Raw genomic sequence first — 23,224 nt, 5'->3', positions numbered from 1 at the left:
GAAGCCGTTACGCCTGCCCCGGGCCCCGCACCGGGATGCTGGTGAACGTCGGCTGGGGCGCCGGGTCCTGGAAGAAGTCGTTCCCCTTGTCGTCCACCACGATGAACGCCGGGAAGTCCTCGACCTCGATCCTCCAGACCGCCTCCATGCCCAGCTCCTCGTACTCGAGGACCTCGACCTTCTTGATGCAGTCCTGGGCAAGTCGCGCCGCCGGGCCGCCGATCGAGCCCAGGTAGAAGCCGCCGTGCGCGGCGCACGCGTCGGTGACCTGCTTGGAGCGGTTGCCCTTGGCCAGCATGACCTTCGAGCCGCCCGCCGCCTGGAACTGCTCGACGTACGCGTCCATCCGGCCCGCCGTCGTCGGCCCGAAGGAGCCGGAGGCGTAGCCCTCGGGGGTCTTGGCCGGGCCCGCGTAGTAGACCGGGTGGTTCTTCAGGTACTCCGGCATCTCCTCGCCCGCGTCCAGCCGCTCCTTGATCTTCGCGTGGGCGATGTCCCGGGCCACCACCAGCGTGCCGGTCAGCGAGAGCCGGGTCTTGACCGGGTGCTTGGTCAGCTCGGCCAGCACCTCGTCCATCGGCCGGTCGAGGTCGACGGCGACCGCGTCCAGGTCCGGGCCCGCGCCCTTGACCAGCTCCTCGTCCGTCGTCTCCGGCAGGAAGCGCGCCGGATCGGTCTCCAGCTGCTCCAGGAAGACGCCCTCCGGCGTGATCTTGGCGAGCGCCTGGCGGTCGGCGGAGCACGAGACCGCGATCGCGACCGGGCAGGAGGCGCCGTGCCGCGGCAGCCGTACGACCCGCACGTCATGGCAGAAGTACTTGCCGCCGAACTGCGCGCCGATCCCGATCTTCTGCGTCAGCTCGAAGACCTTCTCCTCCAGCTCCTTGTCGCGGAAGCCGTGCCCGGTCGGCGAGCCCGAGGTGGGCAACTCGTCCAGGTAGTGCGCGGAGGCGTACTTCGCGGTCTTCAGCGCGTACTCGGCGCTGGTGCCGCCGACCACGATCGCCAGGTGGTACGGCGGGCAGGCGGCCGTGCCCAGCGAGCGGATCTTCTGCTCCAGGAACTTCATCATCGATGCCTCGTTCAGCACCGCCTTCGTCTCCTGGTAGAGGAAGGACTTGTTGGCCGAGCCGCCGCCCTTGGCCATGAAGAGGAACTTGTAGGCGCCGCCGTCGGTCGCGTACAGCTCGATCTGCGCGGGCAGGTTGGAGCCGGTGTTCTTCTCCTCCCACATGGTCAGCGGGGCCATCTGGGAGTACCGCAGGTTGAGCTTGGTGTACGCGTCGTAGACACCGTGCGAGAGGGCCTCCTCGTCGCCGCCCCGCGTGAGCACGTTCTGCCCGCGCTTGCCCATGACGATCGCCGTGCCGGTGTCCTGGCACATCGGGAGCACCCCGGCGGCCGCGATGTTGGCGTTCTTCAGCAGGTCCAGCGCGACGAAGCGGTCGTTGGCGCTGGCGTCGGGGTCGTCGAGGATGCGGCGCAGCTGGGCGAGGTGGGCGGGGCGCAGATAGTGCGAGATGTCGTGCATCGCCTCGGCCGCGAGCTTGCGCAGCGCCTCCGGCTCCACCTTCAGGAAGGTGCGCCCATCGGCCTCGAAGGTGCTCACGCCGTCGGAGGTCACCAGACGGTACGGCGTGGTGTCCTCTCCCAGGGGCAGCAGGTCCGAATAGGCAAACTCTGGCATCGCGGCCATTCCTCACTCGACAGGGCTTGGGCTGACTTCGTCGACAGCGCGTCCATAAGCGTAGAACGGGGCCGCGGGACGGAAGGTGTGAGGTAAGGCTCAGTAGCAGAGGCGGACCCGGCAGGGGACGGATCAGGGCCGTCGAGTCGCCTCTACCCCTAGTCGCGATCTATCGCGACTGGGTACGCTGAGCCCGTGGATGAGCAGCAGCCCGTGCCCTTGACCAAATCCGCCCAAGCTCCGGCGCCCGGGCCCGCGTCGGCCCCGGCGCCCGCTTCTGCCGCGCCCGTGCCCGCGCCCGCCGCGGAGGCGGATCTCCGCGCGTCCGACGCGGACCGCGACCGGATCGCGGACATCCTGCGGGAGGCCCTCGCCGAGGGGCGGCTCCAGCCGGAGGAGCACGCCGAGCGGATCGACGCGGTCTATCGCGCCAAGACCCTCGGCGAGCTGGAACCCCTGGTGCGCGATCTGCCCGCCGCACCCACCCGCGGCGCCGCCTCCGCTTCCGCCGCTTCCGCGCGCGACGCGGAGTCGGGGTGGCCGCGCTCCCTTCCCGAGTCGGAGAACCTGGTGGCGGTCTTCGGCGGTTCGACGCGCAAGGGCCGCTGGCGGGTCAGGCGCCGTACGAACGCCCTGGCGATCTTCGGCGGCGTCGAGATCGATCTGACCGAGGCGGTCTTCGAGCAGCAGGAGATCGTCATCCATGTCGTGGCCGCCTTCGGCGGGGTGGAGATCAAGGTCCCGGAAAACGTCTCGCTGCGCGGTTCGGGCGCGGGCATCCTCGGCGGTTTCGACGTCACGACGTACGAGGCACAGGATCCCGACGCACCGGTGATCCACGTCACCGGGTTCGCCGTCTTCGGCGGTGTGGAGGCCAAGCCCAAGCGGGGCAAGCGGCTGAAGAACCTGCGAGCATAAGCCCTGAAGAAGGGGTGTGCACGGGGAAGTTCCGGGTGGGACAACGGTGTGCATAAGCACGCGCACAGCGGGTAAGGCTTGGTGCATCGTCTCTCGTACGGCTGATGGGGGTGCTAAGGGGGCCGTACACCTCGAGGCGGGCAAGGGTGACCACCGGAGCCGTCGTCAGGAGTAGACCGTGCTGCAACCGCATCAGCCCCTGCTGGAAGCCGCCGTGCCCCCGCAGCGCGTCCCCGCGCGGGATCAGGCCGGCCCCTGGCACTCGGAGGCGGTGTGCCGACGGGACGAGGCCGGGCTGTTCTTCGCTCCCTCCAAGGAGCCCACGGCTGCCAGGCTGTCGCGGGAGGAGGCCGCCAAGCGCGTCTGCGCGCGCTGCCCGGTCATGGTCGAGTGCCGGGAGCACGCACTGCTGCAGCCCGAGCCGTACGGAGTGTGGGGCGGGCTGACCGCGGCCGAGCGCCGGGTCGTGCTGGCCCGCCGTCGGCGGCGGGAGGCCGAGCTGCAGCGCGCGGTGCGGGTCGCCGCCGCTGGCTGAACTCTTCGGGACCTGGGCCGGGCACCGCCGGGAGGCGGGACCCGGCCCAGGTCATGCGGGCGTCTGTCACGCGGGGCCCCTCATGAGGGGCCTCTCGCGCGGGGACCCTCATGAGGGGTCTGTCATGCGGCGTCGGTTTAACGCCGCAGTCGGCTGAACGCCGCCGTCACCTCGCTCAGCTCGGCCGCTCGAAGTCGACCGAGGCGTAGGCCCGCAGCTTGGCCAGCCGGTGGGTGGAGTCGATCTGCCGGATCGTCCCGGACTTGGACCGCATGACCAGCGACTGGGTGGTGGCGGTCTCCGCGCGGTACCGCACCCCGCGCAGCAGATCCCCGTCGGTGATGCCGGTCGCGACGAAGAACACATTGTCGCCGCTGACCAGGTCGTCCGTCTCCAGGACCTGGTCGAGGTCATGGCCCGCGTCGAGGGCGCGCTGCCGCTCCTCGTCGTCCTTCGGCCACAGCTTGGCCTGGATGGTGCCGCCGAGGCACTTGATCGCACAGGCCGCGATGATGCCCTCCGGCGTACCGCCGACGCCGAGCAGCAGATCCACACCGGTGCTCTCGCGCGCGGCCATGATCGCCCCGGCCACATCGCCGTCGGAGATGAACTTGATCCGGGCGCCCGCCTCCCGGATCTCCTTGACGACGCCCTCGTGGCGGGGGCGGTCCAGGACCACCACGGTGACGTCCTCGGGGCTGGACTTCTTGGCCTTGGCGATCCGGCGGATATTCACGCCGGGGGGCGCGGTGATGTCGACGAACTCGGCGGCGTCGGGGCCGGTGACCAGCTTGTCCATGTAGAAGACGGCCGACGGGTCGAACATGGTGCCGCGCTCGGCGACCGCGAGGACGGAGACGGCGTTGGCCATGCCCTTCGCGGTGAGCGTGGTGCCGTCCACCGGGTCCACGGCCACGTCGCACTCCGGGCCGGTGCCGTCGCCCACGCGCTCACCGTTGAAGAGCATCGGCGCCTCGTCCTTCTCCCCCTCTCCGATGACGACGACGCCGTTCATCGAGACGGTGTGTACGAGGGAGCGCATGGCCTTGACGGCGGCGCCGTCGGCGCCGTTCTTGTCGCCGCGGCCCACCCAGCGTCCGGAGGCCATGGCACCCGCCTCGGTGACCCGGACGAGTTCCAGGGCGAGGTTGCGATCGGGAGCCTCGGGGCTGACCTCGAGCTGGGACGGGAGATGATGCTCGGTCATCGGAGCGCACCTTTCTGTACGGCGACGGACCGTGAGGGCCCCTCCGCCCCGCAAGGGGGATCAGGAGGGTGAGGGTGTTCATGACTTTATCCGCTGATTGGCTAAGTGAGCAGATAGCCCCACGCATGAGCGCGGCCCTGTTGCGAGATGCGGCGACCCGATGAGGGACGATAGGGGGCGTGGCAGGTATGCGTGGCAAAGAGACGGTCCGGGACATGGTGCTGTCGCTGGCGGCGATTGGCGTCGTCGCGGCGGCCATCTACCTCTTCGGTATCCCGCATGACGAGGGCCCCAAGGGCGCCGGGGTGAAGACGGTGAACTACCGCGTGGAGCTGGCCACGGCCCGCCGCGCCGCCCCGTACCCGGTGGCCGCCCCCGATCCCGGGACCCTGCCCAAGGGCTGGCGCGCGACATCGGTGACCTACCGCCCCGCCGCCGCGCAGGACGGCGCGCTCTGGCACCTCGGCTTCCTCGACCAGAACGAGGAGTACATCGCGGTCGAGCAGAGCGACGGCAAGCCCGTGCCGTTCGTGGAGGAGGTCACCCAGCAGGCGCGGGAGACGAAGCGGACGCAGCGGATCGACGGCAAGGACTGGGTCCGCTACGACGGCGACAAGTACGACGCGCTGGTGCGCAAGGAGCCGGGCGTGACCACGGTGGTCACCGGGACGGCGTCGTACGGACAGCTGACGAAGATGGCCGAGGCGCTGACCGAGAAGAAGGGCTGAGCGGAGACGTGGGGCCCTTGGCCCGGACCGGCGGGTGGTCCGGGCCAAGGGCCCGTGGTTGATCAAGCGTGACGGCCCGTGGTTGACCGAGCGTGATCGAGCGGTCGATCAGACCGTGGTGATGACGTCGTCGTAGTCCAGGCGGGGACCACGGGGGAACCAGGCGTCCTCGCCCGGCTTGCCGATGTTGACGACCATCAGCGGGGTGTGGTCCTCGTCCAGGAACTCCTTCTGGACCCCGGCGGGGTCGAAGCCGGTCATCGGGCCGGCGGCGAGACCGGCGGCGCGGATGCCCAGGATGAAGTAACCGGCCTGCAGCGAGGCATTGAGCGCCGCGGCCTGCTCACGGGAGGCGCGCTCGGCGAAGAAGACGTCCTTGGCCTGCGGGAAGTGCGGGAAGAGCGCGGGCAGCTCCTCGTGGAACTCGTTGTCCGCGGCGAGGATCGCGACCAGCGGGGCGGTCGAGGTCTTGGGCTGGTTGCCCTCGGCCATGTGCTGGACCAGCCGCTCACGGGCCTCGGGCGAGCGGACCAGCACGATACGCAGCGGCGACTGGTTGAACGCGGTCGGCGCGTACTTGATCAGGTCGTAGATCGCCTGCACCTGCTCCTCGGTCACCGGCTCATCGGTGAAGGTATTGGCGGTGCGGGCCTCGCGGAAGAGCAGGTCCTGGGCGGCGGGGTCGAGAACGAGTGCCATGGAAGAAACCTCTGCATAAGCGGGGATATCGCTGACGGGCTCCACTCTACGATACTTAGATTAATGTTCAACTAAAATGATGGTGTGGGATGGGGAAGGTGCTCTGAATCACAGTGCGAAGACCGGCGGAGCCGGTCGAGCGTGGTGGATGGGGCGCCGTCGGTGGGCGGAGCCCGATCGACGCGGCCTCCCGCCACGTCGGCGGCGGCGGGCGCCCTGCGGCCGTCGGCCCCCGCTGAAGGCCGACGGCGCGACCGAGTACCGCCGCCGTTCGAAGGCGGCGGCGAGCATCGCCGCCCGCGGCCGGTGGACGCCGAGGGCCGGTCGGGTGCGGCCGACGGCGGCCGGTCGCCACGGAGGTCCGGTCGAGCGCGGCCAGCCGACGGTGAGCATCGCCAGCGGTGGCTGGTGGACGCCGAGGGCCGGTCGAACGTGGCCGTTCGGCGGCCTGCGGTGAGCGGTGGCCGGTCAGCTCTCGGCCGGGTTTTCCGTGCGCTCGGCGGACGGCGCGACCGAGTGCGGCGGCCGATCGGCGGCGAGCAGCGCCAGCGGCGGCTGGTGGACGCCGAGGGCCGGTCGAGCGTGGCCGTTCGGCGGCCTGCGGTGAGCGGTGGCCGGTCAGCTCTCGGTGGGGCTTTCCGCGTCCCCGGCGGACGGGGCACCGACCGTGGCCGGTCAGCCCTCCCCGGCGCTCTCCGCTTCCTCGGCGCCTTCGGCGCCTTCGGCGGCCTCGTCCTCCGCCAGCGCCGCGTCCAGACGGGCCCTCGCGCCCTCCAGCCAGTGGCGGCAGACCTTTGCCAGCTCCTCGCCGCGCTCCCACAGCGCCAGCGACTCCTCCAGGCTGGTGCCGCCCGCCTCCAGGCGGCGGACCACCTCGACCAGCTCGTCCCGCGCCTGCTCATAGCCGAGCGTGGTCTCCGCCCGCGCGTCGTGCCCGGCCTGCCCGTCCGGCCCGGTCTGCTCGTCCGTCTTCGCCATACCCCTCACCCTATTCAGCGGGTCCGACAGCGACCCGCACCCGGAACTCGCCCTCGGAGACCCGCGCCCGAAGCTCCTCGCCCTCCGTGACCTCCTCGGCCTCCCGCACCACCGAGCCGTCGGGGTGCTGGAGCACCGCATAGCCGCGGCGCAGCGTCGCGGCGGGGGAGAGCGCCACCACCCGCGCCTGGGTGTGGGTCAGCTCGGAGTCGGCCCGGTCCAGCAGATGGCCCATGCAGCGGCGGGCGCGCTCCAGCACCGCCGTGATCCGCTCCTCGCGCTCGTCCACCATGCGGTGCGGCTCCCGCATGCACGGCCGGGCCAGCGCGGCGGTCAGCCCCCGCTCCTCCCGGTCCAGCAGCCCGTGCACACTGCGCAGCGCCCGCTCCCGCAGCTGCTGGACGCGCATCAGTTCCTCGCCCACATCGGGCACGATCTTCTTCGCCGCGTCCGTGGGCGTGGAGGCCCGCAGATCGGCGACCAGGTCGAGCAGTGGCGAGTCCGGCTCATGGCCGATCGCGGAGACCACCGGCGTACGGCACGCGGCCACTGCCCGGACCAGCTGCTCGTCCGAGAACGGCAGCAGATCCTCCACGCTGCCGCCGCCGCGCGCCACCACGATCACATCCACCTCGGGCAGCGCGTCGAGCTCCTTGACCGCCTCGATCACCTGCGGCACCGCGTGCACCCCCTGCACGGCCACATTGCGCACCTCGAAGCGGACGGCGGGCCAGCGCAGCCGCGCGTTCTCCAGCACATCGCGTTCGGCGGCCGAGGCGCGCCCGCAGACCAGCCCTATCAGCTGCGGCAGAAACGGCAGCGGCTTCTTACGGTCGGCAGCGAACAGCCCCTCCGCCGCCAGCGCCTTCTTCAACTGCTCGAGACGCGCGAGCAGTTCGCCCACGCCCACCGGGCGGATCTCGGCGGCCCGCAGGGACAGCTGCCCTCGCGGCGCGTACCACTCCGGCTTGGCGTGCACCACGACCCGCGCGCCCTCGGCGACCGTGTCCGCGATCTTGTCGAAGACGGCGCGGAAGCAGGTGACGGTCAGCGAGATGTCGTAACTGGGGTCGCGCAGGGTCAGGAACACCACACCGGCGCCCGGGCGCCGGGACAGCTGGGTGATCTGCCCCTCGACCCAGACCGCGCCGAGCCGGTCGATCCAGCCCCCGATCAGCCGGGACACCTCGCCGACCGGGATCGGCGCCTCCGCGGACGTGTTGACAGCCATGACCGCGAGGGTATCGGCCACCACCGACAGCAGCGGCGGTCATCGCCCCCATCCATCGCCCTCATCCATCGCCCCCACCTATGGCCCCACCAATGGCACCCGCCCATCGCCCCACCAACCGGCAGAGCCCGCGGTCGTCGCCCCTACCATGGGGGACATGACTGCAACCTCCGCCCGCCGGGTCCTGCTCGCGGCCCCCCGTGGCTACTGTGCCGGTGTCGACCGTGCCGTGATCGCCGTCGAGAAGGCCCTGGAGCAGTACGGCGCGCCCATCTACGTGCGCAAGGAGATCGTCCACAACAAGTACGTCGTCCAGACCCTGGAGAAGAAGGGTGCCATCTTCGTCGACGAGACGGAGGAGGTGCCCGAGGGCTCCATCGTGATCTTCTCGGCGCACGGTGTCGCGCCGGTGGTCCACGAGGAGGCCGCCACGCGCAAGCTGGCCACCATCGACGCCACCTGCCCCCTGGTCACCAAGGTCCACAAGGAAGCAGTCCGGTTCGCCAAGGAGGACTACGACATCCTCCTGATCGGCCATGAAGGCCATGAAGAGGTCATCGGCACCAGCGGTGAGGCCCCCGAGCACATCACCCTGGTCGACGGCCCCGACGATGTGGGGAACGTCGAGGTGCGGGACGAGTCCAAGGTCGTCTGGCTCTCCCAGACCACCCTCTCGGTCGACGAGACCATGGAGACCGTGGACGCGCTCAAGGAGCGCTTCCCGCAGCTCATCAGCCCGCCCAGCGACGACATCTGCTACGCGACGCAGAACCGGCAGACCGCCATCAAGCAGGTGGCCGCCGAGTCCGACCTGGTGATCGTGGTCGGCTCCAAGAATTCCTCGAACTCGGTGCGGCTGGTGGAGGTCGCCCTCGGCGCGGGCGCCAGGGCGGGCCATCTGGTCGACTACGCGAGCGAGATCGACGAGGCATGGCTGGAGGGCGTCACCACGGTCGGCGTGACCTCGGGCGCCTCCGTTCCTGACGTGCTCGTCGAGGGCGTCCTGGAGTGGCTGGCCGAGCGCGGCTTCGGCGATGTCGAGGTCGTCCAGCCCATGCAGGAGTCGCTGACCTTCTCGCTGCCCAAGGAACTGCGCCGGGACCTGCGGGCCGAGGCCGCCGCGGCGGCCGTCGGTCAGCCGGAGGCCGCGGCGGCCGTCGGTCAGCCGGAGACGTCGGCGGCGGCCAGCCAGCCCGAGGGGTCGGCGGCCGCCGCCCGGCCCGAGGGGTCCCAGCGGTGACGTACGGCCAGGGGGCCACGGGGGCGTCCGCGGCGAAGGTGTTCGGCATCGACATCGGCGGTTCGGGCATCAAGGGCGCCCCGGTGGACCTGGACCGGGGTGAGCTCGCCGAAGAGCGCCATAAGGTGCTCACCCCGCATCCGTCCACGCCCGAGGCGGTCCTGGACGGTGTGGTGGAGGTCGTCCGGCACTTCGACTGGTCCGGGCGGCCGGTCGGGGTGACCTTCCCGGGCGTGGTGAAGGACGGTGTCACCCTTACCGCCGCGAATGTCGACAAGAGCTGGATCGGCACCGATCTGGCGTCGCGCCTTACCGAGCGGCTGGACTGCCCGGTCACGGTGTTGAACGACGCGGACGCGGCCGGGGTCGCGGAGGCGACGTTCGGCGCCGCCCGCGGTGTCAAGGGCACCGTGATCGTGCTCACCCTCGGCACCGGCATCGGCAGCGCGGTCTTCACCGACGGGCATCTGCTCACCAACACCGAGCTGGGCCATCTGGAGCTGGACGGCCATGAGGCGGAGAAGCGGGCCTCGACCAAGGTCAAGGACGACCACGACCTCAGCTGGTCGCACTGGGCGCGCCGGGTGCAGAAGTACCTCCATCACCTGGAGATGCTCTTCTCTCCCGAACTCTTCGTGCTGGGCGGCGGGGTGAGCCGCAAGGCGGACAAGTTCCTGCCGCTGATCGAGGGCGTCAGGGCCGAGATCGTGCCGGCGCAGCTTCAGAACAACGCGGGGATCGTGGGTGCCGGGATGGCCGCGGCCGCTGCTGCCGGCGACGCCGGGTGACCAGCACGGCCCGCCGTACGAGCACGATCACCACGGTCAGCAGCGTCCCCGCGTAGAGCCAGCCGGCCTGCAGCGACAGCGCGGTGAACACCCCCACCGCCTGTCCGCTGAACCCCGCCGAGCCCTCGTTGATCGGCAGCAGCCCGACCGTATAGGCCAGCGGCGCCGTCACCGGCGCCGCCAGCAGATCGGCCGGGCGCACCCACAGTCCGCAGGCCGCGCAGGCGGGCAGGAAGAGCACGCTGTAGACAGTGGGCGAGCCGGAGAGCAGCAGCGCGTCCAGGCAGCCGACGCCGAGCATGGCGAGCGTGGTCAGCAGCCCGGCGCCCAGCCCGGTCAGCCGGGGATCGGGGAGGGACAGCCCCCGGGCCCGCCGCAGGACGGCGGGCCGCGCCGCGGCCGCTCCGGACGGCCCCGTACGACGCGCGGCAGGCCGGGGCGCCCGGGCCGCGCCGCCGGGCTGTCCCCGGCCCTGAACCGTGCTTCTGCCCCGTCCCGGATATGTGTCGTCCGCGGCAGGACGGGGCGGCGGTGCCGCCGCGCGGCGGGGCGTACGCGTGCTGTAATGCTCCACCCGACCAACCTAGGTCGCCGGAGGGCGGGAATCCGGTCTTGGACACGCCCTTCGCAGGACCTTGGCAGTGTGTTCGACCGATTGTCAGCCCGGCCGGGTGATCGAGGGCGGCCCCGTAGACTGGTGGACCGGCCCCGGCTCCACCGGGGCCCGTCATCGGTCCTCACATCCCCGCCACGGGAAGCTACGGGAAGTCGTCAACGTGTCGCTCACGATCGGAATCGTCGGTCTGCCGAATGTCGGCAAGTCGACCCTGTTCAACGCCCTCACCAAGAACGACGTGCTGGCGGCCAACTACCCGTTCGCCACCATCGAGCCCAACGTCGGCGTGGTCGGCGTCCCCGACCCCCGCCTGGACAAGCTCGCCGAGATCTTCGGCTCGGCCCGCAAGCTGCCCGCCACCGTCGACTTCGTCGACATCGCGGGCATCGTCAAGGGCGCCTCGGAGGGCGAGGGCCTGGGCAACAAGTTCCTGGCGAACATCCGTGAGTCGGACGCCATCTGCCAGGTGATCCGCGCCTTCAAGGACGAGAACGTCGTCCACGTCGACGGCAAGATCTCGCCGAAGAGCGACATCGAGACGATCAACACCGAGCTGATCCTCGCCGACCTCCAGACCATCGAGAAGGTGCTCCCGCGCCTGGTCAAGGAGGCCCGGATCAAGAAGGACAAGCAGCCCCAGGTCAAGGCCGTCGAGGAGGCCAAGGCCATCCTCGACGAGGGCCGCACCCTCTTCTCCGCCGGCATCGTCCAGGGCAGCGAGCGCGCCGCCCTCCTCCACGAGCTGCACCTGCTCACCACCAAGCCCTTCCTCTACGTCTTCAACGTCGACGAGGAGGAGCTCACCGACGACTCCTTCAAGGCCGAGCAGCGCGCCCTCGTCGCCCCCGCCGAGGCGATCTTCCTCAACGCCAAGCTGGAGGCCGACCTCGCCGAGCTCGACGAGGACGAGGCCCTCGAGCTCCTCCAGTCCGTAGGCCAGGACGAGCCCGGCCTCGCCACCCTCGCCCACGTCGGCTTCAACACCCTGGGCCTCCAGACCTACCTCACCGCCGGCCCCAAGGAGTCCCGCGCCTGGACCATCAAGAAGGGCGCCACGGCCCCGGAGGCGGCCGGTGTCATCCACACCGACTTCCAGAAGGGCTTCATCAAGGCCGAGGTCATCTCCTACCAGGACCTGGTCGAGACGGGCTCCGTCGCCGAGGCCCGCGCGGCCGGTAAGGCGCGCATGGAGGGCAAGGACTATGTGATGCAGGACGGGGACGTGGTGGAGTTCCGCTTCAATGTGTGAACTCCACCACGTCGCTGACCTGGAGAGGTTTCCGCGGTAGGCGCGGCTGGCGATGCCGGGTCGGTTTGGCCCGGCGCCGACCGCTCACAGGCGCTCTTCTTCGCCTCGACGGCGCTCGCGAACGGCAGGGTCGGACAACGCGGCCGCGGCCGCGCCGCAGCCCGGTCAGGAGCCTGACCGTCGGTGGTGGGGGAGGCGCCGTCCTCGGCTCACCGGGTTTGACCCCGGCCCCTGGCATGCCGATGTCGGACGCGGACCAGCGCCGCTTCCGTGCTGCGGCGCCGACTGTGCCGGGAAGGGCTCATGGAGAGTCGTCGTGCTGTTCGGCCGCGGCGCGGCGGAACTCCGCGTTGATGCGCTGAGCTTCCTCGAGCTGGTCCTCGAGGATGACGATGCGGCAGGCGGCCTCGACCGGCATGCCCTGGTCGACGAGCTCGCGGGCGCGGGCGGCGATCCGCAGTTGGTAGCGGGAGTACCGGCGGTGCCCGCCCTCCGAGCGGAGCGGGGTGATGAGGCGGGCCTCACCGATGGCGCGGAGAAAGCCGGGGGTGGTGCCGAGCATCTCTGCTGCCCGTCCCATGGTGTAGGCGGGGTAGTCGTCGTCGTCCAGACGACCACCGAGCGGATTGTCTGCTGTCATTCTCACCTCGTTGAGCAACGCGTCGAGGGGCCCTGGTGCCGTACGCACCAGGGCCCCGAAGGAAATTCAACACCATCCGTCGGCCCTACCGCCGGGCCGACCTTCTGTCTTCCGCTACGCCGCCCGAGGAGGACGGGATCGCGGGGATCGCGAATGCGTGACCGGGGACCACCTTCCATTCCGGGGTCTTGCGGTACCCGGGCCGGTTCTCCGTACCCGGGCGATCCTGATGGCGTCCGCTTCCTCCGTTCTTTGCTGAGTTGTCCACTCCGGGCTACCCGGTGCGGCTGCCAGTCCCGTCGCCTTCCTGCGAACTACCTGGCTTCGCAACTCCACAGCCGCACCGACCTGGGAACTTCACGTACTTCTACCCGCCAGTTCGTGTCTGCCGGGTCTCCTTCGACTCTGTCTACGAGAAGAACCTTAACCATGCCACAGCCCAATGTCTACTTTGGTGAGCATAGATTTTGCCGTGCATCGGCCCTCGATAACCTGTGGCCCGTAACAGCGGGCGTGCGGCTGGTCACCCGGCCGGCTCAGGGGCCGCACCCCGGCAGGAGACGTCGTCGGTCCGTTCGCCGGTGCGTCCAGTGGGGTGCGGCCGGCCGGACCCATGAATAAACTCGGCTCTCATGTCGAACGCTGACGAACTGCTCGTTGACGTGGCCGCCATAGTGGAGTCCGAGCAGAGCAATCAGATGTCCCTGACCGTGGTCACCGGCGGCGCTGTCATCACTGGACGGTTGGCTCCCGAAGCCGTGTGGAGGCAGCGTGTGTCGGAGATCCTGAGGGACTCGGACCATCTCGGCCCCTTCGCCGGCGTCTTCACCGCCGGCGAGACGCGAGACCGGCCCGCCCGCGGCGAGCCGCCCACGCATCTGCACTTTCACGTCGCCCGGATCCTGCAAGGCAGCATGGGGATCCCCGAGACGGGCGGGATGTACCGCGTCGCGATCAAGGACGTCAGCGGCTGGACCGTTGGCGACTTCAGCTACTCCGACTCATGAGTCACGGACCCCTGGTCGGCCCTGGAGGCGCTGTCCTGCCGACCGGACGCTGAACGCGTTGAGGGCTCGACCGGCGCGCGCCGGTCGAGCCCTCAACACTGTCCTGGTCTCGGCTTTCGCCTGTCCCGTCGGTTACCTGGGCGCGGGGGTGCCGAGCTGAGCCGACGCTTCCTCAAGCGGAGTGAGGCCGCGCGCGGGTGAGCTTTCGGGGAGGGCACGGCACGTGAAGCCGAGACGGGTCATGGCCCTGGTGACTTCGCCGGCGGTGAAGTCACGACGGTCCTGCCCGGTGATGACCTCGCCCACCTGCTTCACGGGGTACTGGCGGCGGCCGATGATCACGGACTCACCCGTGACGAGCTCGGGCGTGACGCCCTTCATCGACGCCAGCACCGCACTCTTGGTCAGGTCGAACGGGAAGCGGGCGATGACGCAACGCATGGGTGCCTCACAGGTGGCGGGAGAAGGTCTGAGGGGGCGGATCAGCGTGAGAGGGCGAGAACGCCCACGGCGCAGCCGTGCTCGTCGACGACGGGCAGGGCCCCGAGCCGCCCGTGCCGCATCGTGCGCTCCGCATCGGCGATCGTGGTCATGGGCGAGGTGAAGGGGCCGTTGTCGCCGAGGATGTCCCGCAGACGGACCCGATCCGTGTACGCGGAGCTGTCGCGGACGGCGGTGAGCTGGTCCTGAGCGATCAGGCCCGTGCACCGGCCGTCCTCGTCATAGACGAGCAGGTACCCGGAACGGGCACTGGCCATGACGGACAAGGCCACCTCCACGGTCATGTCGTCCCAGACCTGCGGGCCGGGCGCGGCCATGGCGTCGACCACGGTCTTGGTGGTGGAATCCGCCGGGCGCGGCGTCATCTGAACCAGCGTCAAAGGTGCCTCCTTGGGGAATGGGCAAGAGTCCTGATCGAGGAAGGTTCTAGGCTGCCGCGTCGAGGGCGGACCGCCACTGAGGTTTACGGTGTGTCGCCTCGCCGGTCCGGCGGTCCCCAGCGGCACGGCCGCGCCGATCGCGAGAGCGGGGGACGCCGCACTTGGGGCGCTCCACCCCCGCTGTGGTGATGACGACCGGAATGCCCGACGGAGTGCGGGCGCCGGTGATACGACTCAGTTCGGCCTCGCCTGAGCGGACCTGGGTGGTCCGCGGGCGGATCCCGGCGTCCGACATGAGACGGACCGCATCGCGGCGCTGGTTGGGCGTCACCAGGGTGACGACGAGACCGGACTCGCCGGCGCGGGCCGTGCGGCCTCCCCGGTGAAGGTAGTCCTTGTGGTCGTTGGGCGGGTCCACGTTGACCACCAGGTCGAGATTGTCGACATGGATCCCGCGTGCCGCGACATTGGTCGCCACCATGACCGTCACATGCCCCGTCTTGAACTGGTCCAGGGTCCGGGTGCGCTGCGGCTGCGACTTTCCACCGTGCAGTGCGGCGGCCCGTACACCGCTCTGCAGCAGGTGGCTCGTGAGCCGGTCGACGGCATGCTTGGTGTCCAGGAACATGATCACTCGGCCCTCTCGCGCCGCGATCTCTGTCGTCACCTGATGCTTGTCCGCGCCGTGCACATGCAGCACGTGGTGCTCCATCGTGGTGACCGCGGCCGCGGACGGGTCGACGGAGTGGACCACCGGGTCGACCAGGTACCGGCGGACCAGAAGGTCGACGTTGCGGTCCAAAGTGGCTGAGAACAGCATCCGTTGCCCCTTCGGGCGCACCTGCTCCAGCAGCGCTGTGACCTGCGGCATGAAGCCCATGTCGGTCATCTGGTCAGCCTCGTCCAGGACGGTGATGTCGACCTGGTTCAGGCGGCAGTCGCCCCGCTCGACGAGGTCCTTCAGCCGACCCGGCGTCGCGACGACGACCTCAGCCCCGCCACGCAGCGCACGGACCTGCTTGCTGATCGGCATCCCGCCGACCACCGTGGCCATCCGCAGCTGCACGGAGCGGGCGTACGGAGTGAGCGCGTCGGTGACCTGCTGTGCCAGCTCCCGGGTGGGCACCAGCACCAGCGCCAGCGGCTGCCGGGGCTCGGCTCGCCGGCCGGCCGTACGGGCCAGCAGCGCCAGGCCGAAGGCCAGGGTCTTGCCGGATCCGGTGCGCCCGCGGCCGAGTACGTCACGGCCCGCCAGGGAGTTCGGCAGGGTCGCCGCCTGGATCGGAAACGGTACGGTCACCCCTTCGGCGACCAGCGCGGCCAGCAGACGCCGGGGCATCTCGAGATCAGCGAACGTCTCGGCGGCGGGGAGTGCGGGGCTGCTCGTCACCGGCGGGGCGAACTCCCCCCGCGGTGCGGCGGGTCGGCCCCCGTAACCGCGCGAACGGTTCGGACCACCGGAGCGCTTGGAGACCGTAGCCCCCGAGCGGCTGCCGCCCTTTCGGGAGCCGGAACCGCCGGCACGGGTGGGGACGGAACCGGCGTTCGTACGTGTGCGGTTCATGCGGAGCCTTCCTCGAAGCGGCACGCATCAAGGAATTCCCGCAGCGCCCAGCGGCGCAGAGAATCGCAAGAACGGGCCAGAACAAATACCGAAACGGGTTCGGCCGGAGGGAATGCTCACCGGCTGAGACCCTGAAGAGGGCGACGCGATCCGGGTCGGAGAGGCCGGGGCGTCGAGCGTGGTGTGACGGGGGGCAGCGCCCTGCGGCGCGACGATTCGGGCCCGCGTCCAAGGGGCCCGGCTTCTCACTGCGTGCGTCAGCTTCGGGAGGGAACGATGTTCTCGGCCATCGAGTAGTGGGCGAACACGTCAGCGCCGCCACCGTCCTGCTCGATGAAGCCGAAACCCTCCCGGAGCCCGCGCTGTGCGGAATTCGCGTCGCGCGATGATTGCCCAGCCCGGAATTATGACCGGAAATGCAGAAGAATTGCCATTGGCATGGAAAGCTAGTGAGGGCGCTTGAAAATTTTGGGAACCACAACTGCAACTGGAAGCAACAGTAGCACGGCACATGTGGCTGTGCATGTTAAATCATTTCGCTCGGTCTGCGACGTCAGAAATTTTCTTCGCGCGCTGCGTCGATTTCTCATTTCGCCACCACAGGTATTGGTCCGCCCGGAACACGGCCGAGCAGCTCGACGGGGGTCGCCCCCTGCTACCTGGTTCCCCTCCTGGACGCGGTCGCCGCGGCGATGCTGCTGGCCGGGGTCGCGATCGTCTTCGGCGTGCGGACCACGGGACTGCGGCTCGAAGCCATCTCGGATCCGGCCCGCGCCGCCATCGCCCGGCCGGACGCGCCGGTCGGGTGTACGGTCCGCATCTGCCAACCGGTATCGATGACTTCGTCAGCGCGGAGGCATGCCGCCGGGCAGCCGGGATCATGGTCGCTCAGGGCAGGCCCGTGGCCGTCGCTCCGTCCCTCTGGTGCGGGCCGGCGGACCATCAGGCTGATGGAATGACCCTGACGCCCGGCGGGCACATCCGCTGGGCTGACCGTGGTGCCGCCCGCATGCACGCACACGCACCCGCTCGTACGGTACGGGCGCGGCCGGGAGGCACCACCCGGCACGGCGCGGACGGAACGAGGAAAACGGAACGAGGGAAGGGGCATCGACATGACGCAGGCGCCGAAGCAGGACGGCTACGCGGCTGAGTACCGGCGCAGCCTGGAGGATCCGGAAGGCTTCTGGCTGGACGCCGCCCGTGCCATCGACTGGACCGTCGCCCCGACCCGGGCCCTCGACGCGTCGGGGGCCCCGCTGTACCGGTGGTTCCCGGACGGGCGGTTGAACACCTGCCACAACGCTCTGGACCGCCATATCGACGCCGGGCGCGGTGAGCAACTCGCGTTGGTGTACGACAGCCCGGTCACCGGTCGTAAGACGGCGTTCACCTACCGGGAGTTGCGTGATGAGGTCGCGCGGTTCGCCGGGGTGCTGACCGGGCTCGGGGTGGCCCAGGGCGACCGCGTCGTGATCTATATGCCGATGATTCCCGAGGCGGTCGTCGCCATGCTGGCCTGCGCCCGCGTCGGCGCCGTCCACTCGGTCGTCTTCGGGGGGTTCGCCGCGCGTGAGCTCGCCGTGCGCATCGACGACGCCCGCCCCAAGCTCGTCATCGCCGCCTCGTGCGGCGTCGAACCGGCCCGTGTCGTACCGTACAAGCCGCTTCTGGACGATGCCCTCGCGCTGGCCGAACACCAGCCGGAGCACTGTGTCATCCGCCAGCGGCCCCAGTGCACAGCGGAGATGACCGGCCGTGACCTCGACTGGGACCGGGTCATGGAGACCGCCGAGCCGGTCGGCTGCGTCCCAGTGGCCGCCACCGACCCGCTGTACATCCTCTACACCTCCGGTACCACCGGCCGCCCCAAGGGCGTGGTGCGCGACAACGGCGGCCACGCGGTCGCGCTGCGCTGGTCCCTGGAGAACGTGTACGACACCCACCCCGGTGAGGTCTTCTGGGCGGCCTCGGACGTCGGCTGGGTCGTCGGCCACTCCTACATCGTCTACGCACCGCTGCTCACCGGCTGCACCACCGTGCTCTACGAAGGCAAGCCCGTCGGCACTCCGGACGCCGGTGCGCTGTGGCGGGTGATCGCCGAACACCGCGTGACGGCACTGTTCACCGCGCCGACGGCGATCCGCGCGGTGAAGAAGGAGGACCCGCGCGGAGAACTTCTGCGGGCCCACGACATCGGATCGCTGCGCCACCTGTTCCTGGCCGGTGAGCGCCTGGACCCGGAGACCTATCGCTGGGCCACGGACCTGCTGGGCGTTCCGGTGGTCGACAACTGGTGGCAGACCGAGACCGGCTGGCCGATCGTCGCCAACCCCATGGGCCTGGAGCCGCACCCGCTCAAGGCCGGTTCGCCCACCGTGCCCATGCCCGGCTACGACGTGCGCATCCTCGACGCGACGGGCCGCGACGCGCCGCCGGGCGCCGACGGCGCGGTGGCGATCCGGCTGCCGCTGCCGCCCGGCACGCTGCTCACCGTGTGGCGGGACGACGCCCGGTATGTGCGCTCGTACCTGTCCGCCCACAGCGGCTACTACCTCACCGGCGACGGCGGCCGTAAGGACGACGACGGCTACGTCTACGTCATGGGCCGCATCGACGACGTGATCAACGTGGCGGGGCACCGGCTGTCCACCGGCGCGATGGAAGAGGTGCTCGCCGGTCACCCGGATGTCGCCGAGTGCGCTGTCGTCGGCGTCGCCGATCCACTCAAGGGGCAGGTGCCGCGCGGTCTCGTCGTGCTCAAGGCGGGCCTCGCCCGCGATCCGCGGGACATCGCCGCGGAACTCGTCGCCGCCGTCCGGGAGACGATCGGCCCCGTGGCGGCGCTGCGCCGGGTCGACGTGGTCGCGGCCCTGCCCAAGACGCGCTCGGGAAAGATCCTGCGCCGCACCATGCGCGACATCGCCGACGGCCGGGACACCGAGCTGCCCTCCACCATCGACGATCCCGCAGTGATCGAGGCGCTGCGACCGGTACTCCGCGACGACGTCTAGCGTTCCCCGAGATCGTCCGGTCCTGGAGGCCGGGCACGGACCGTACGGCGTTCTTGCGGGCCCCGGTCGCCCATCCGCTCTCGCCCCTGCTGCCAATCCCGCCCACGGCGAATGCATGATCCGCGGGGTGCCGGTAACCCGCCGGGGACCCACCACAGACGAGGAGGGGAGCAACGCCGTGCGCATCGGAATCATCGGAGCGGGCCGCATCGGCTCGACGCTGGCCCGCCACTTCGCCTCGATCGGCTACGAGGTGGCGATCGCCAACTCCCGCGGCCCGGACACCCTGGCCGACCTGGTGACCGACATCGGCGGCCCGATCCGCGCGGTGACCGCCGAGGAGGCGGCCCGGATCGGCGAGGCGGTGGTCGTGTCCATCCCTTACGGCCGCTACCGGGAACTGCCGACCGAGCCGCTGCGCGGCAAGGTCGTCATCGACACCTGCAACTACTACCCCGAGCGGGACGGGAACGACCCGGAGCTCGACGCCGACGCCACCACCTCGAGCGAGAAGATCCAGGCCCACACCGGTGCCAACCTGGTCAAGGCGTTCAACGCGATCTACTGGGAGAACCTCCGCGACCACGCCCGCCCCAAGGGCGCCGCCGACCGGGTGGCCATCCCGCTGTCCGGCAACGACGAGGAGGCCAAGGCCGCCGTGGCCGGGCTGATCCGCGACATCGGCTTCGACCCCGTGGACGCCGGCCACCTGGGCGAGGGCGGCCGCAAGCACCAGCCGGGCAGCCGCGTCTACGCCACCGAGATGTCCTCCGCCGAGACCAGCGCCCTGCTGAGCGTCGCCTGAGCCCAGGGCTGACGCCCGTGAGGGCCCGCGTCAGCTGTTCCGGTTCGGTACAAGCCTGCTCAGATCGATGTCGATCTTGAACGGAACCGTCCTCTGGAGGTGGTGGCGGAAGATCCCGGCCGGGGCATAGGCACCGGTCGGCTCGTCGAGCTCATAGACGTGGACGACGGGCACCCCGTCCTCGTCCTCGATGCACCAGTAGTGGGGGATCCCGGCTTCGGCGTACTTGCGGAGCTTGACCGTGCGGTCTCGGTGGGCTGATTCGGGGGAGACGACCTCGATCACGAGTTGCACTTCGTCCGGCGCGAACCAGGTGCGGTCACTGTCGAAGCCGGCCGTTGTCACCAGCAGATCCGGTTCGGGCCGGTTGCGCTGATCCAGCTTGATCGTCATCTCGCGGCCGACCCTCGCCTCGGCGGGTACCTGTTCCATGAGTGCGACGGTGAGCATCGTGACGAGGTGGCCGTGCCACCACCTCTGCGGGGACATCATGAAAACGAGTGCTCCGTCGATCAGCTCGGTGTGGCGCGGCGCCTGGGGGAGGCGGTCCAAGTCCTCCGCGAACCAGCCTTCCGCGCGCGGCGGGCGCATCCAGTCGGGCAGTGCGGTCATGGCTCAACGGTAGCGGTTCCGGGCGATGGGACGGCGTCACCTTTCCCTCCGCCGTCAGGGCTTCTTCGGCTTGCCCTCGCCGTACAGCCAGACGTCGAAGAGGCGGGTCAGGTCCTTGCCGGACTTCCGTTCGCACAGCTCGATGAACTGCTTGGTGTCGGCGTTGCCGTGCCGGTGGTCCTTGAGCCAGGTGCGGAGGATGGTGAAGAAGGCCGTGTCGCCGACGGCCCGGCGGAGCTGGTGGAGCACCATCGCGCCGCGGCCGTAGACGGGTGGGTCGGAGACGCTGGCGACGCTCGGGGGGCTGGCGGGTGGGAAGTCCCAGATGCCCTCGCTCTCGTCGTCGGTGCCGTCGTAGAAGTCGTCGAAGATCTGCTGGGCGGTGCGGCCGTCGTGGTCCTCCTCCCACAGCCACTCGGCGTAGGTCGCGAAGCCCTCGTTGAGCCACATGTCCTTCCAGACCCGGGGCGTGACCGAATTGCCGAACCACTGGTGGGCGAGTTCATGGACGACGAGCGTCTTGTCCGGGGCCGCGTCGAAGAACGGCTTGGTCTGGGTCTCGAGGGCGTAGCCGAGGCCGGGGAGGTGGTCGACGACGGCGCCGGTGGAGGCGAAGGGGTACGGGCCGAAGGTGCGGCTCTCCCAGGTGATGACGTCGTCGACCTGTTCGGCGATGTTCTTGGCACCGGCGGCCTCGGTGGGGTCGACGGCCAGGTACGCGGGCAGGCCCTTGCCGGTGGTCGTCGTACGGATCCCGAAGCGGCCGATGGCGACCGTGGCCAGATAGCTCGCCATGGGCTCACCGCTGTGCCACCGGAAGGTGGTGCGGCGCCCCTGCGTCTCCTGGCCCTTCAGCTCCCCGTTGGAGACGGCGGTGTAGCCCTGGGGAACGGTGACGGCGATGTCGTAGACGGCCTTGTCGGAGGGGTGGTGGTTACCGGGGAACCAGGTCATGGAGCCGGTCGGCTCGCCGAGGGCCACCGCGCCGTCGTGGGTGCGGATCCAGCCCTCCTTCCCGGTGTCGTCGCCGGTGAGGGTCTTCGGCCTGCCGTCGTAGACGACGGTGGCCGTGAAGGTGCGGCCCTTGGGCAGGGCCGCGGCGGGGGTGAGCACCAGCTCGGTGCCGCCGCGGGCGGCCTTGGCGGGACGGCCGTTCACCGTGGCCTTCCGCACCCGCAGCCCGGCGAGGTCGAGGTGGAAGGAGCTCAGGGCGCGGTCCGCGCGGGCGGTGATCCGGGCGGTGCCCTCGAGATGGCGCGAGCCGGGGGCGTAGTCGAGGGTGAGGCGGTAGCCCCGCACGTCGTAGCCGCCGTTGCCGAGCCGTGGGAAGAGCGCGTCGCCGACCCCCGCGCCACCCGCCCCGGCGCCGGACGCCCCGCTCGCGTCCTGAGCCCCGGCGCCACCGGTGCACCCCGCGCACAGCGCGAGGAGCAGCACCCCGGGCAGCACCCGCGAGAAGCGGCCAGTCGCCGTGGCCGCCGCGCGTGACCTGCTCATCCCCGCTCCGGCCCGGGCGCCGGGGATTCCGCCCACTCCGGCAGCGGTTCGTCGTCCATCTCACGTCCCTACGCTTCGGCGGCTGACCCTCAGGAGCGTAATGCGCCCGACGGGGCGAAACGTGCGGGACCGCCGATGGCACGACACCGCGTCACGGCCGCAAAGGTCGGTGAGGTTGGTGAGGTTGGTGAGGTTGGTGAGGTTGTCCGGTGACGGGCAGCTCACCGACTTTGGGCGACTTAAACGTCTCTGAGCTGCAGTTCACCACTTCTAGTGAAGCTCTGGCCTCCAGTTGCAATCGGCAACCCTGAGTTGCCAAGCTGTTGCTGACTGTCAACCCAGGGAGTGCACGTGGCCTTTGGTGACCAGCCCGCATACCTCCGCGTCGCCGACGATCTGCGGAAGAAGATCACCGCGGGTGACTTGCCGCCGCATGCGCGCCTTCCCTCCCAGGCCAGGATCCGGGAGGAGTACGGGGTTTCGGACACCGTCGCGCTCGAAGCGCGCAAGGTGCTGATGGCCGAGGGGCTGGTCGAGGGGCGCTCCGGGTCGGGGACGTACGTACGGGCGCAGCCGGTGCCGCGGCGGGTGGTCCGGGGTGGGTTCCACACCGCCGGGGAGACCACGCCGTTCCGGCAGGAGCAGAGCGACGACCGGATCACCGGCACCTGGGAGGCCGAGAGCGGGCAGGAGGAGGCCGGGGGCGAGATCGCCGAGCGGCTGGGGGTCGAGGTGGGGCAGCGGGTGATGCGCACCCGCTATGTGTTCCGGTCGCAGGGGGAGGTCGTGATGCTCTCCACCTCCTGGGAGCCGCTCGAACTCACCGGCCGTACGCCCGTGATGCTGCCCGAGGAGGGCCCGCTGGCCGGGCGCGGCGTCGTCGACCGGATGGCCGCCCTCGACCTGGTGGTGGACAACGTGGCGGAGGAGGTCGGCGCGCGCCCCGGCCGGGCCGAGGAGGTGCTGGCGCTCGGCGGGGTGCCGGGCCACTGGGTGATGGTCGTCTCGCGTACGTACTTCGCGGGCGGCCGACCGGTGGAGACCGCCGATGTGGTGGTGCTGGCCGAGCGCTATCGGATCGCCTACCGGCTGCCGGTGAGGTGACCGTCCGCCCGCTGTCGGCACTCGCCGATAGCCGGGCGGTCCGTCCCGGGGCGTCTTACCGCGAGTTAACCGCCGCCCCGCCGCCGTAACGGCCCGGCAATGGCGTATCGCGGCCGCCCGTCACCTCCGGCTCCTACCGTCCTCGGGCGTAGGAGAACGGCCCGAGCGACAGGGGAAGCCGGTATGACGGACGCGGTCGATGTCGATTCGGTCGATGGGGTCGG

Annotated in this window: 22 protein-coding genes and 1 pseudogene; 10 read left to right on the top strand and 13 right to left on the bottom strand. The window is 70.4% G+C overall.

What is annotated here, in order from left to right; translation table 11 throughout:
- Positions 1-7: 7 nt before the first annotated feature.
- A complete protein-coding gene (locus ACMTAK_RS19555) occupies positions 8-1,696 on the bottom strand; it encodes a fumarate hydratase (protein WP_413807412.1) in 1,689 nt (562 codons plus the stop codon).
- Positions 1,697-1,882: 186 nt separating this feature from the next.
- On the opposite strand from ACMTAK_RS19555, the gene ACMTAK_RS19550 reads away from it, so the two are divergent.
- Together ACMTAK_RS19550 and ACMTAK_RS19545 are read left to right on the top strand one after the other, a co-directional pair.
- Complete coding sequence (locus tag ACMTAK_RS19550) at positions 1,883-2,605, top strand: DUF1707 SHOCT-like domain-containing protein (RefSeq protein WP_413807411.1); 723 nt, start codon at positions 1,883-1,885, stop codon at positions 2,603-2,605.
- A gap of 178 nt (positions 2,606-2,783) precedes the next feature.
- Positions 2,784-3,140, top strand: a complete 357-nt coding sequence (locus tag ACMTAK_RS19545; RefSeq protein ID WP_020868722.1) for a WhiB family transcriptional regulator — start codon at positions 2,784-2,786, stop codon at positions 3,138-3,140.
- A 175-nt stretch (positions 3,141-3,315) separates the two neighbouring features.
- Here the strand turns inward: ACMTAK_RS19545 and glpX are convergent, their stop codons facing one another.
- Positions 3,316-4,347: a class II fructose-bisphosphatase gene (glpX, locus tag ACMTAK_RS19540; protein ID WP_413807410.1), complete on the bottom strand. Its 1,032-nt coding sequence runs from the start codon at positions 4,345-4,347 to the stop codon at positions 3,316-3,318.
- A 188-nt stretch (positions 4,348-4,535) separates the two neighbouring features.
- On the opposite strand from glpX, the gene ACMTAK_RS19535 reads away from it, so the two are divergent.
- Entirely contained in the window at positions 4,536-5,075 is a 540-nt protein-coding gene (locus tag ACMTAK_RS19535) for a DUF4245 domain-containing protein (protein ID WP_413106000.1), read from the top strand.
- 108 nt (positions 5,076-5,183) lie between these two features.
- Here the strand turns inward: ACMTAK_RS19535 and ACMTAK_RS19530 are convergent, their stop codons facing one another.
- The 3 genes from ACMTAK_RS19530 to xseA form a co-directional block, all read right to left on the bottom strand.
- Entirely contained in the window at positions 5,184-5,774 is a 591-nt protein-coding gene (locus tag ACMTAK_RS19530; protein ID WP_413807409.1) for a malonic semialdehyde reductase, read from the bottom strand.
- A 675-nt stretch (positions 5,775-6,449) separates the two neighbouring features.
- Positions 6,450-6,752 (bottom strand): exodeoxyribonuclease VII small subunit, encoded by a 303-nt coding sequence (locus ACMTAK_RS19525; protein WP_413807408.1) that lies wholly within the window; start codon positions 6,750-6,752, stop codon positions 6,450-6,452.
- Between the two features lie 10 nt (positions 6,753-6,762).
- Positions 6,763-7,983, bottom strand: coding sequence for an exodeoxyribonuclease VII large subunit (xseA, locus tag ACMTAK_RS19520; protein ID WP_413807407.1), 1,221 nt, complete (start codon positions 7,981-7,983; stop codon positions 6,763-6,765).
- A gap of 148 nt (positions 7,984-8,131) precedes the next feature.
- Here xseA and ACMTAK_RS19515 point away from each other — a divergent pair, with 148 nt between their 5' ends.
- Positions 8,132-9,223 carry a 4-hydroxy-3-methylbut-2-enyl diphosphate reductase gene (locus ACMTAK_RS19515; RefSeq protein ID WP_413807406.1) on the top strand — a complete coding sequence of 364 codons (1,092 nt, stop codon included), beginning with the start codon at positions 8,132-8,134 and terminating at the stop codon, positions 9,221-9,223.
- On the top strand, positions 9,220-10,011 hold the full coding sequence (gene ppgK, locus ACMTAK_RS19510) for a polyphosphate--glucose phosphotransferase (protein ID WP_413807405.1): 792 nt from the start codon (positions 9,220-9,222) through the stop codon (positions 10,009-10,011). Before ACMTAK_RS19515 ends, ppgK begins: the two co-directional genes overlap by 4 nt.
- Here the strand turns inward: ppgK and ACMTAK_RS19505 are convergent.
- Complete coding sequence (locus ACMTAK_RS19505; RefSeq protein ID WP_413807404.1) at positions 9,917-10,585, bottom strand: DUF6542 domain-containing protein; 669 nt, start codon at positions 10,583-10,585, stop codon at positions 9,917-9,919. The genes ppgK and ACMTAK_RS19505 overlap by 95 nt on opposite strands.
- Before the next feature lie 202 nt (positions 10,586-10,787).
- On the opposite strand from ACMTAK_RS19505, the gene ychF reads away from it, so the two are divergent.
- A complete protein-coding gene (ychF, locus tag ACMTAK_RS19500) occupies positions 10,788-11,876 on the top strand; it encodes a redox-regulated ATPase YchF (protein WP_262703525.1) in 1,089 nt (362 codons plus the stop codon).
- 301 nt (positions 11,877-12,177) lie between these two features.
- On the opposite strand, the gene ACMTAK_RS19495 is transcribed toward ychF, so the two are convergent.
- Positions 12,178-12,516, bottom strand: a complete 339-nt coding sequence (locus ACMTAK_RS19495; protein ID WP_037960250.1) for a helix-turn-helix domain-containing protein — start codon at positions 12,514-12,516, stop codon at positions 12,178-12,180.
- A gap of 632 nt (positions 12,517-13,148) precedes the next feature.
- Here ACMTAK_RS19495 and ACMTAK_RS19490 point away from each other — a divergent pair.
- The gene (locus tag ACMTAK_RS19490; RefSeq protein WP_413807403.1) at positions 13,149-13,523 is read left to right on the top strand and encodes a hypothetical protein; all 375 of its coding nucleotides are present in this window, start codon (positions 13,149-13,151) and stop codon (positions 13,521-13,523) included.
- A 132-nt stretch (positions 13,524-13,655) separates the two neighbouring features.
- On the opposite strand, the gene ACMTAK_RS19485 is transcribed toward ACMTAK_RS19490, so the two are convergent.
- The 4 genes and pseudogenes from ACMTAK_RS19485 to ACMTAK_RS19470 form a co-directional block, all read right to left on the bottom strand.
- Complete coding sequence (locus ACMTAK_RS19485) at positions 13,656-13,964, bottom strand: SCO5918 family protein (RefSeq protein WP_413807402.1); 309 nt, start codon at positions 13,962-13,964, stop codon at positions 13,656-13,658.
- Positions 13,965-14,005: 41 nt separating this feature from the next.
- Positions 14,006-14,404, bottom strand: a complete 399-nt coding sequence (locus tag ACMTAK_RS19480) for a CBS domain-containing protein (protein WP_413807401.1) — start codon at positions 14,402-14,404, stop codon at positions 14,006-14,008.
- Positions 14,405-14,450: 46 nt separating this feature from the next.
- Positions 14,451-15,968, bottom strand: coding sequence for a DEAD/DEAH box helicase (locus ACMTAK_RS19475; protein ID WP_413807400.1), 1,518 nt, complete (start codon positions 15,966-15,968; stop codon positions 14,451-14,453).
- 257 nt (positions 15,969-16,225) lie between these two features.
- Positions 16,226-16,315: pseudogene (locus tag ACMTAK_RS19470) on the bottom strand (cold-shock protein); the annotation flags it as partial.
- 768 nt (positions 16,316-17,083) lie between these two features.
- Here ACMTAK_RS19470 and ACMTAK_RS19465 point away from each other — a divergent pair.
- Together ACMTAK_RS19465 and ACMTAK_RS19460 are read left to right on the top strand one after the other, a co-directional pair.
- Complete coding sequence (locus ACMTAK_RS19465; RefSeq protein ID WP_413807399.1) at positions 17,084-18,982, top strand: propionyl-CoA synthetase; 1,899 nt, start codon at positions 17,084-17,086, stop codon at positions 18,980-18,982.
- A 178-nt stretch (positions 18,983-19,160) separates the two neighbouring features.
- Complete coding sequence (locus tag ACMTAK_RS19460) at positions 19,161-19,787, top strand: NADPH-dependent F420 reductase (protein WP_413807398.1); 627 nt, start codon at positions 19,161-19,163, stop codon at positions 19,785-19,787.
- 30 nt (positions 19,788-19,817) lie between these two features.
- On the opposite strand, the gene ACMTAK_RS19455 is transcribed toward ACMTAK_RS19460, so the two are convergent.
- Entirely contained in the window at positions 19,818-20,399 is a 582-nt protein-coding gene (locus ACMTAK_RS19455; protein ID WP_413807397.1) for a Uma2 family endonuclease, read from the bottom strand.
- Between the two features lie 54 nt (positions 20,400-20,453).
- Positions 20,454-21,896 carry a M1 family metallopeptidase gene (locus ACMTAK_RS19450; protein WP_413807396.1) on the bottom strand — a complete coding sequence of 481 codons (1,443 nt, stop codon included), beginning with the start codon at positions 21,894-21,896 and terminating at the stop codon, positions 20,454-20,456.
- Positions 21,897-22,247: 351 nt separating this feature from the next.
- Between ACMTAK_RS19450 and ACMTAK_RS19445 the strand changes: the two genes are divergently transcribed.
- A complete protein-coding gene (locus tag ACMTAK_RS19445; RefSeq protein ID WP_413807395.1) occupies positions 22,248-23,000 on the top strand; it encodes a GntR family transcriptional regulator in 753 nt (250 codons plus the stop codon).
- The last annotated feature ends 224 nt before the right edge of the window (positions 23,001-23,224 follow it).

This window comes from Streptomyces lacaronensis (assembly GCF_047337785.1).
Lineage (GTDB): Bacteria > Actinomycetota > Actinomycetes > Streptomycetales > Streptomycetaceae > Streptomyces > Streptomyces lycopersici.
This window is presented reverse-complemented; position numbering and strand designations above follow the sequence as displayed.

Excerpts from the sequence above, each read along its gene's own strand:
- ACMTAK_RS19485 (WP_413807402.1), bottom strand. The coding sequence starts at position 13,964 with ATGCGTTGCGTCATCGCCCGCTTCCCGTTCGACCTGACCAAGAGTGCG.
- ACMTAK_RS19495 (WP_037960250.1), bottom strand. The coding sequence starts at position 12,516 with ATGACAGCAGACAATCCGCTCGGTGGTCGTCTGGACGACGACGACTAC.
- ACMTAK_RS19455 (WP_413807397.1), bottom strand. The coding sequence starts at position 20,399 with ATGACCGCACTGCCCGACTGGATGCGCCCGCCGCGCGCGGAAGGCTGG.
- ACMTAK_RS19450 (WP_413807396.1), bottom strand. The coding sequence starts at position 21,896 with ATGAGCAGGTCACGCGCGGCGGCCACGGCGACTGGCCGCTTCTCGCGG.
- glpX (WP_413807410.1), bottom strand. The coding sequence starts at position 4,347 with ATGACCGAGCATCATCTCCCGTCCCAGCTCGAGGTCAGCCCCGAGGCT.
- ACMTAK_RS19490 (WP_413807403.1), top strand. The coding sequence starts at position 13,149 with ATGTCGAACGCTGACGAACTGCTCGTTGACGTGGCCGCCATAGTGGAG.
- ACMTAK_RS19515 (WP_413807406.1), top strand. The coding sequence starts at position 8,132 with ATGGGGGACATGACTGCAACCTCCGCCCGCCGGGTCCTGCTCGCGGCC.
- ACMTAK_RS19475 (WP_413807400.1), bottom strand. The coding sequence starts at position 15,968 with ATGAACCGCACACGTACGAACGCCGGTTCCGTCCCCACCCGTGCCGGC.
- xseA (WP_413807407.1), bottom strand. The coding sequence starts at position 7,983 with ATGGCTGTCAACACGTCCGCGGAGGCGCCGATCCCGGTCGGCGAGGTG.
- ACMTAK_RS19535 (WP_413106000.1), top strand. The coding sequence starts at position 4,536 with ATGCGTGGCAAAGAGACGGTCCGGGACATGGTGCTGTCGCTGGCGGCG.
- ACMTAK_RS19530 (WP_413807409.1), bottom strand. The coding sequence starts at position 5,774 with ATGGCACTCGTTCTCGACCCCGCCGCCCAGGACCTGCTCTTCCGCGAG.
- ACMTAK_RS19465 (WP_413807399.1), top strand. The coding sequence starts at position 17,084 with ATGACGCAGGCGCCGAAGCAGGACGGCTACGCGGCTGAGTACCGGCGC.
- ACMTAK_RS19525 (WP_413807408.1), bottom strand. The coding sequence starts at position 6,752 with ATGGCGAAGACGGACGAGCAGACCGGGCCGGACGGGCAGGCCGGGCAC.
- ACMTAK_RS19555 (WP_413807412.1), bottom strand. The coding sequence starts at position 1,696 with ATGGCCGCGATGCCAGAGTTTGCCTATTCGGACCTGCTGCCCCTGGGA.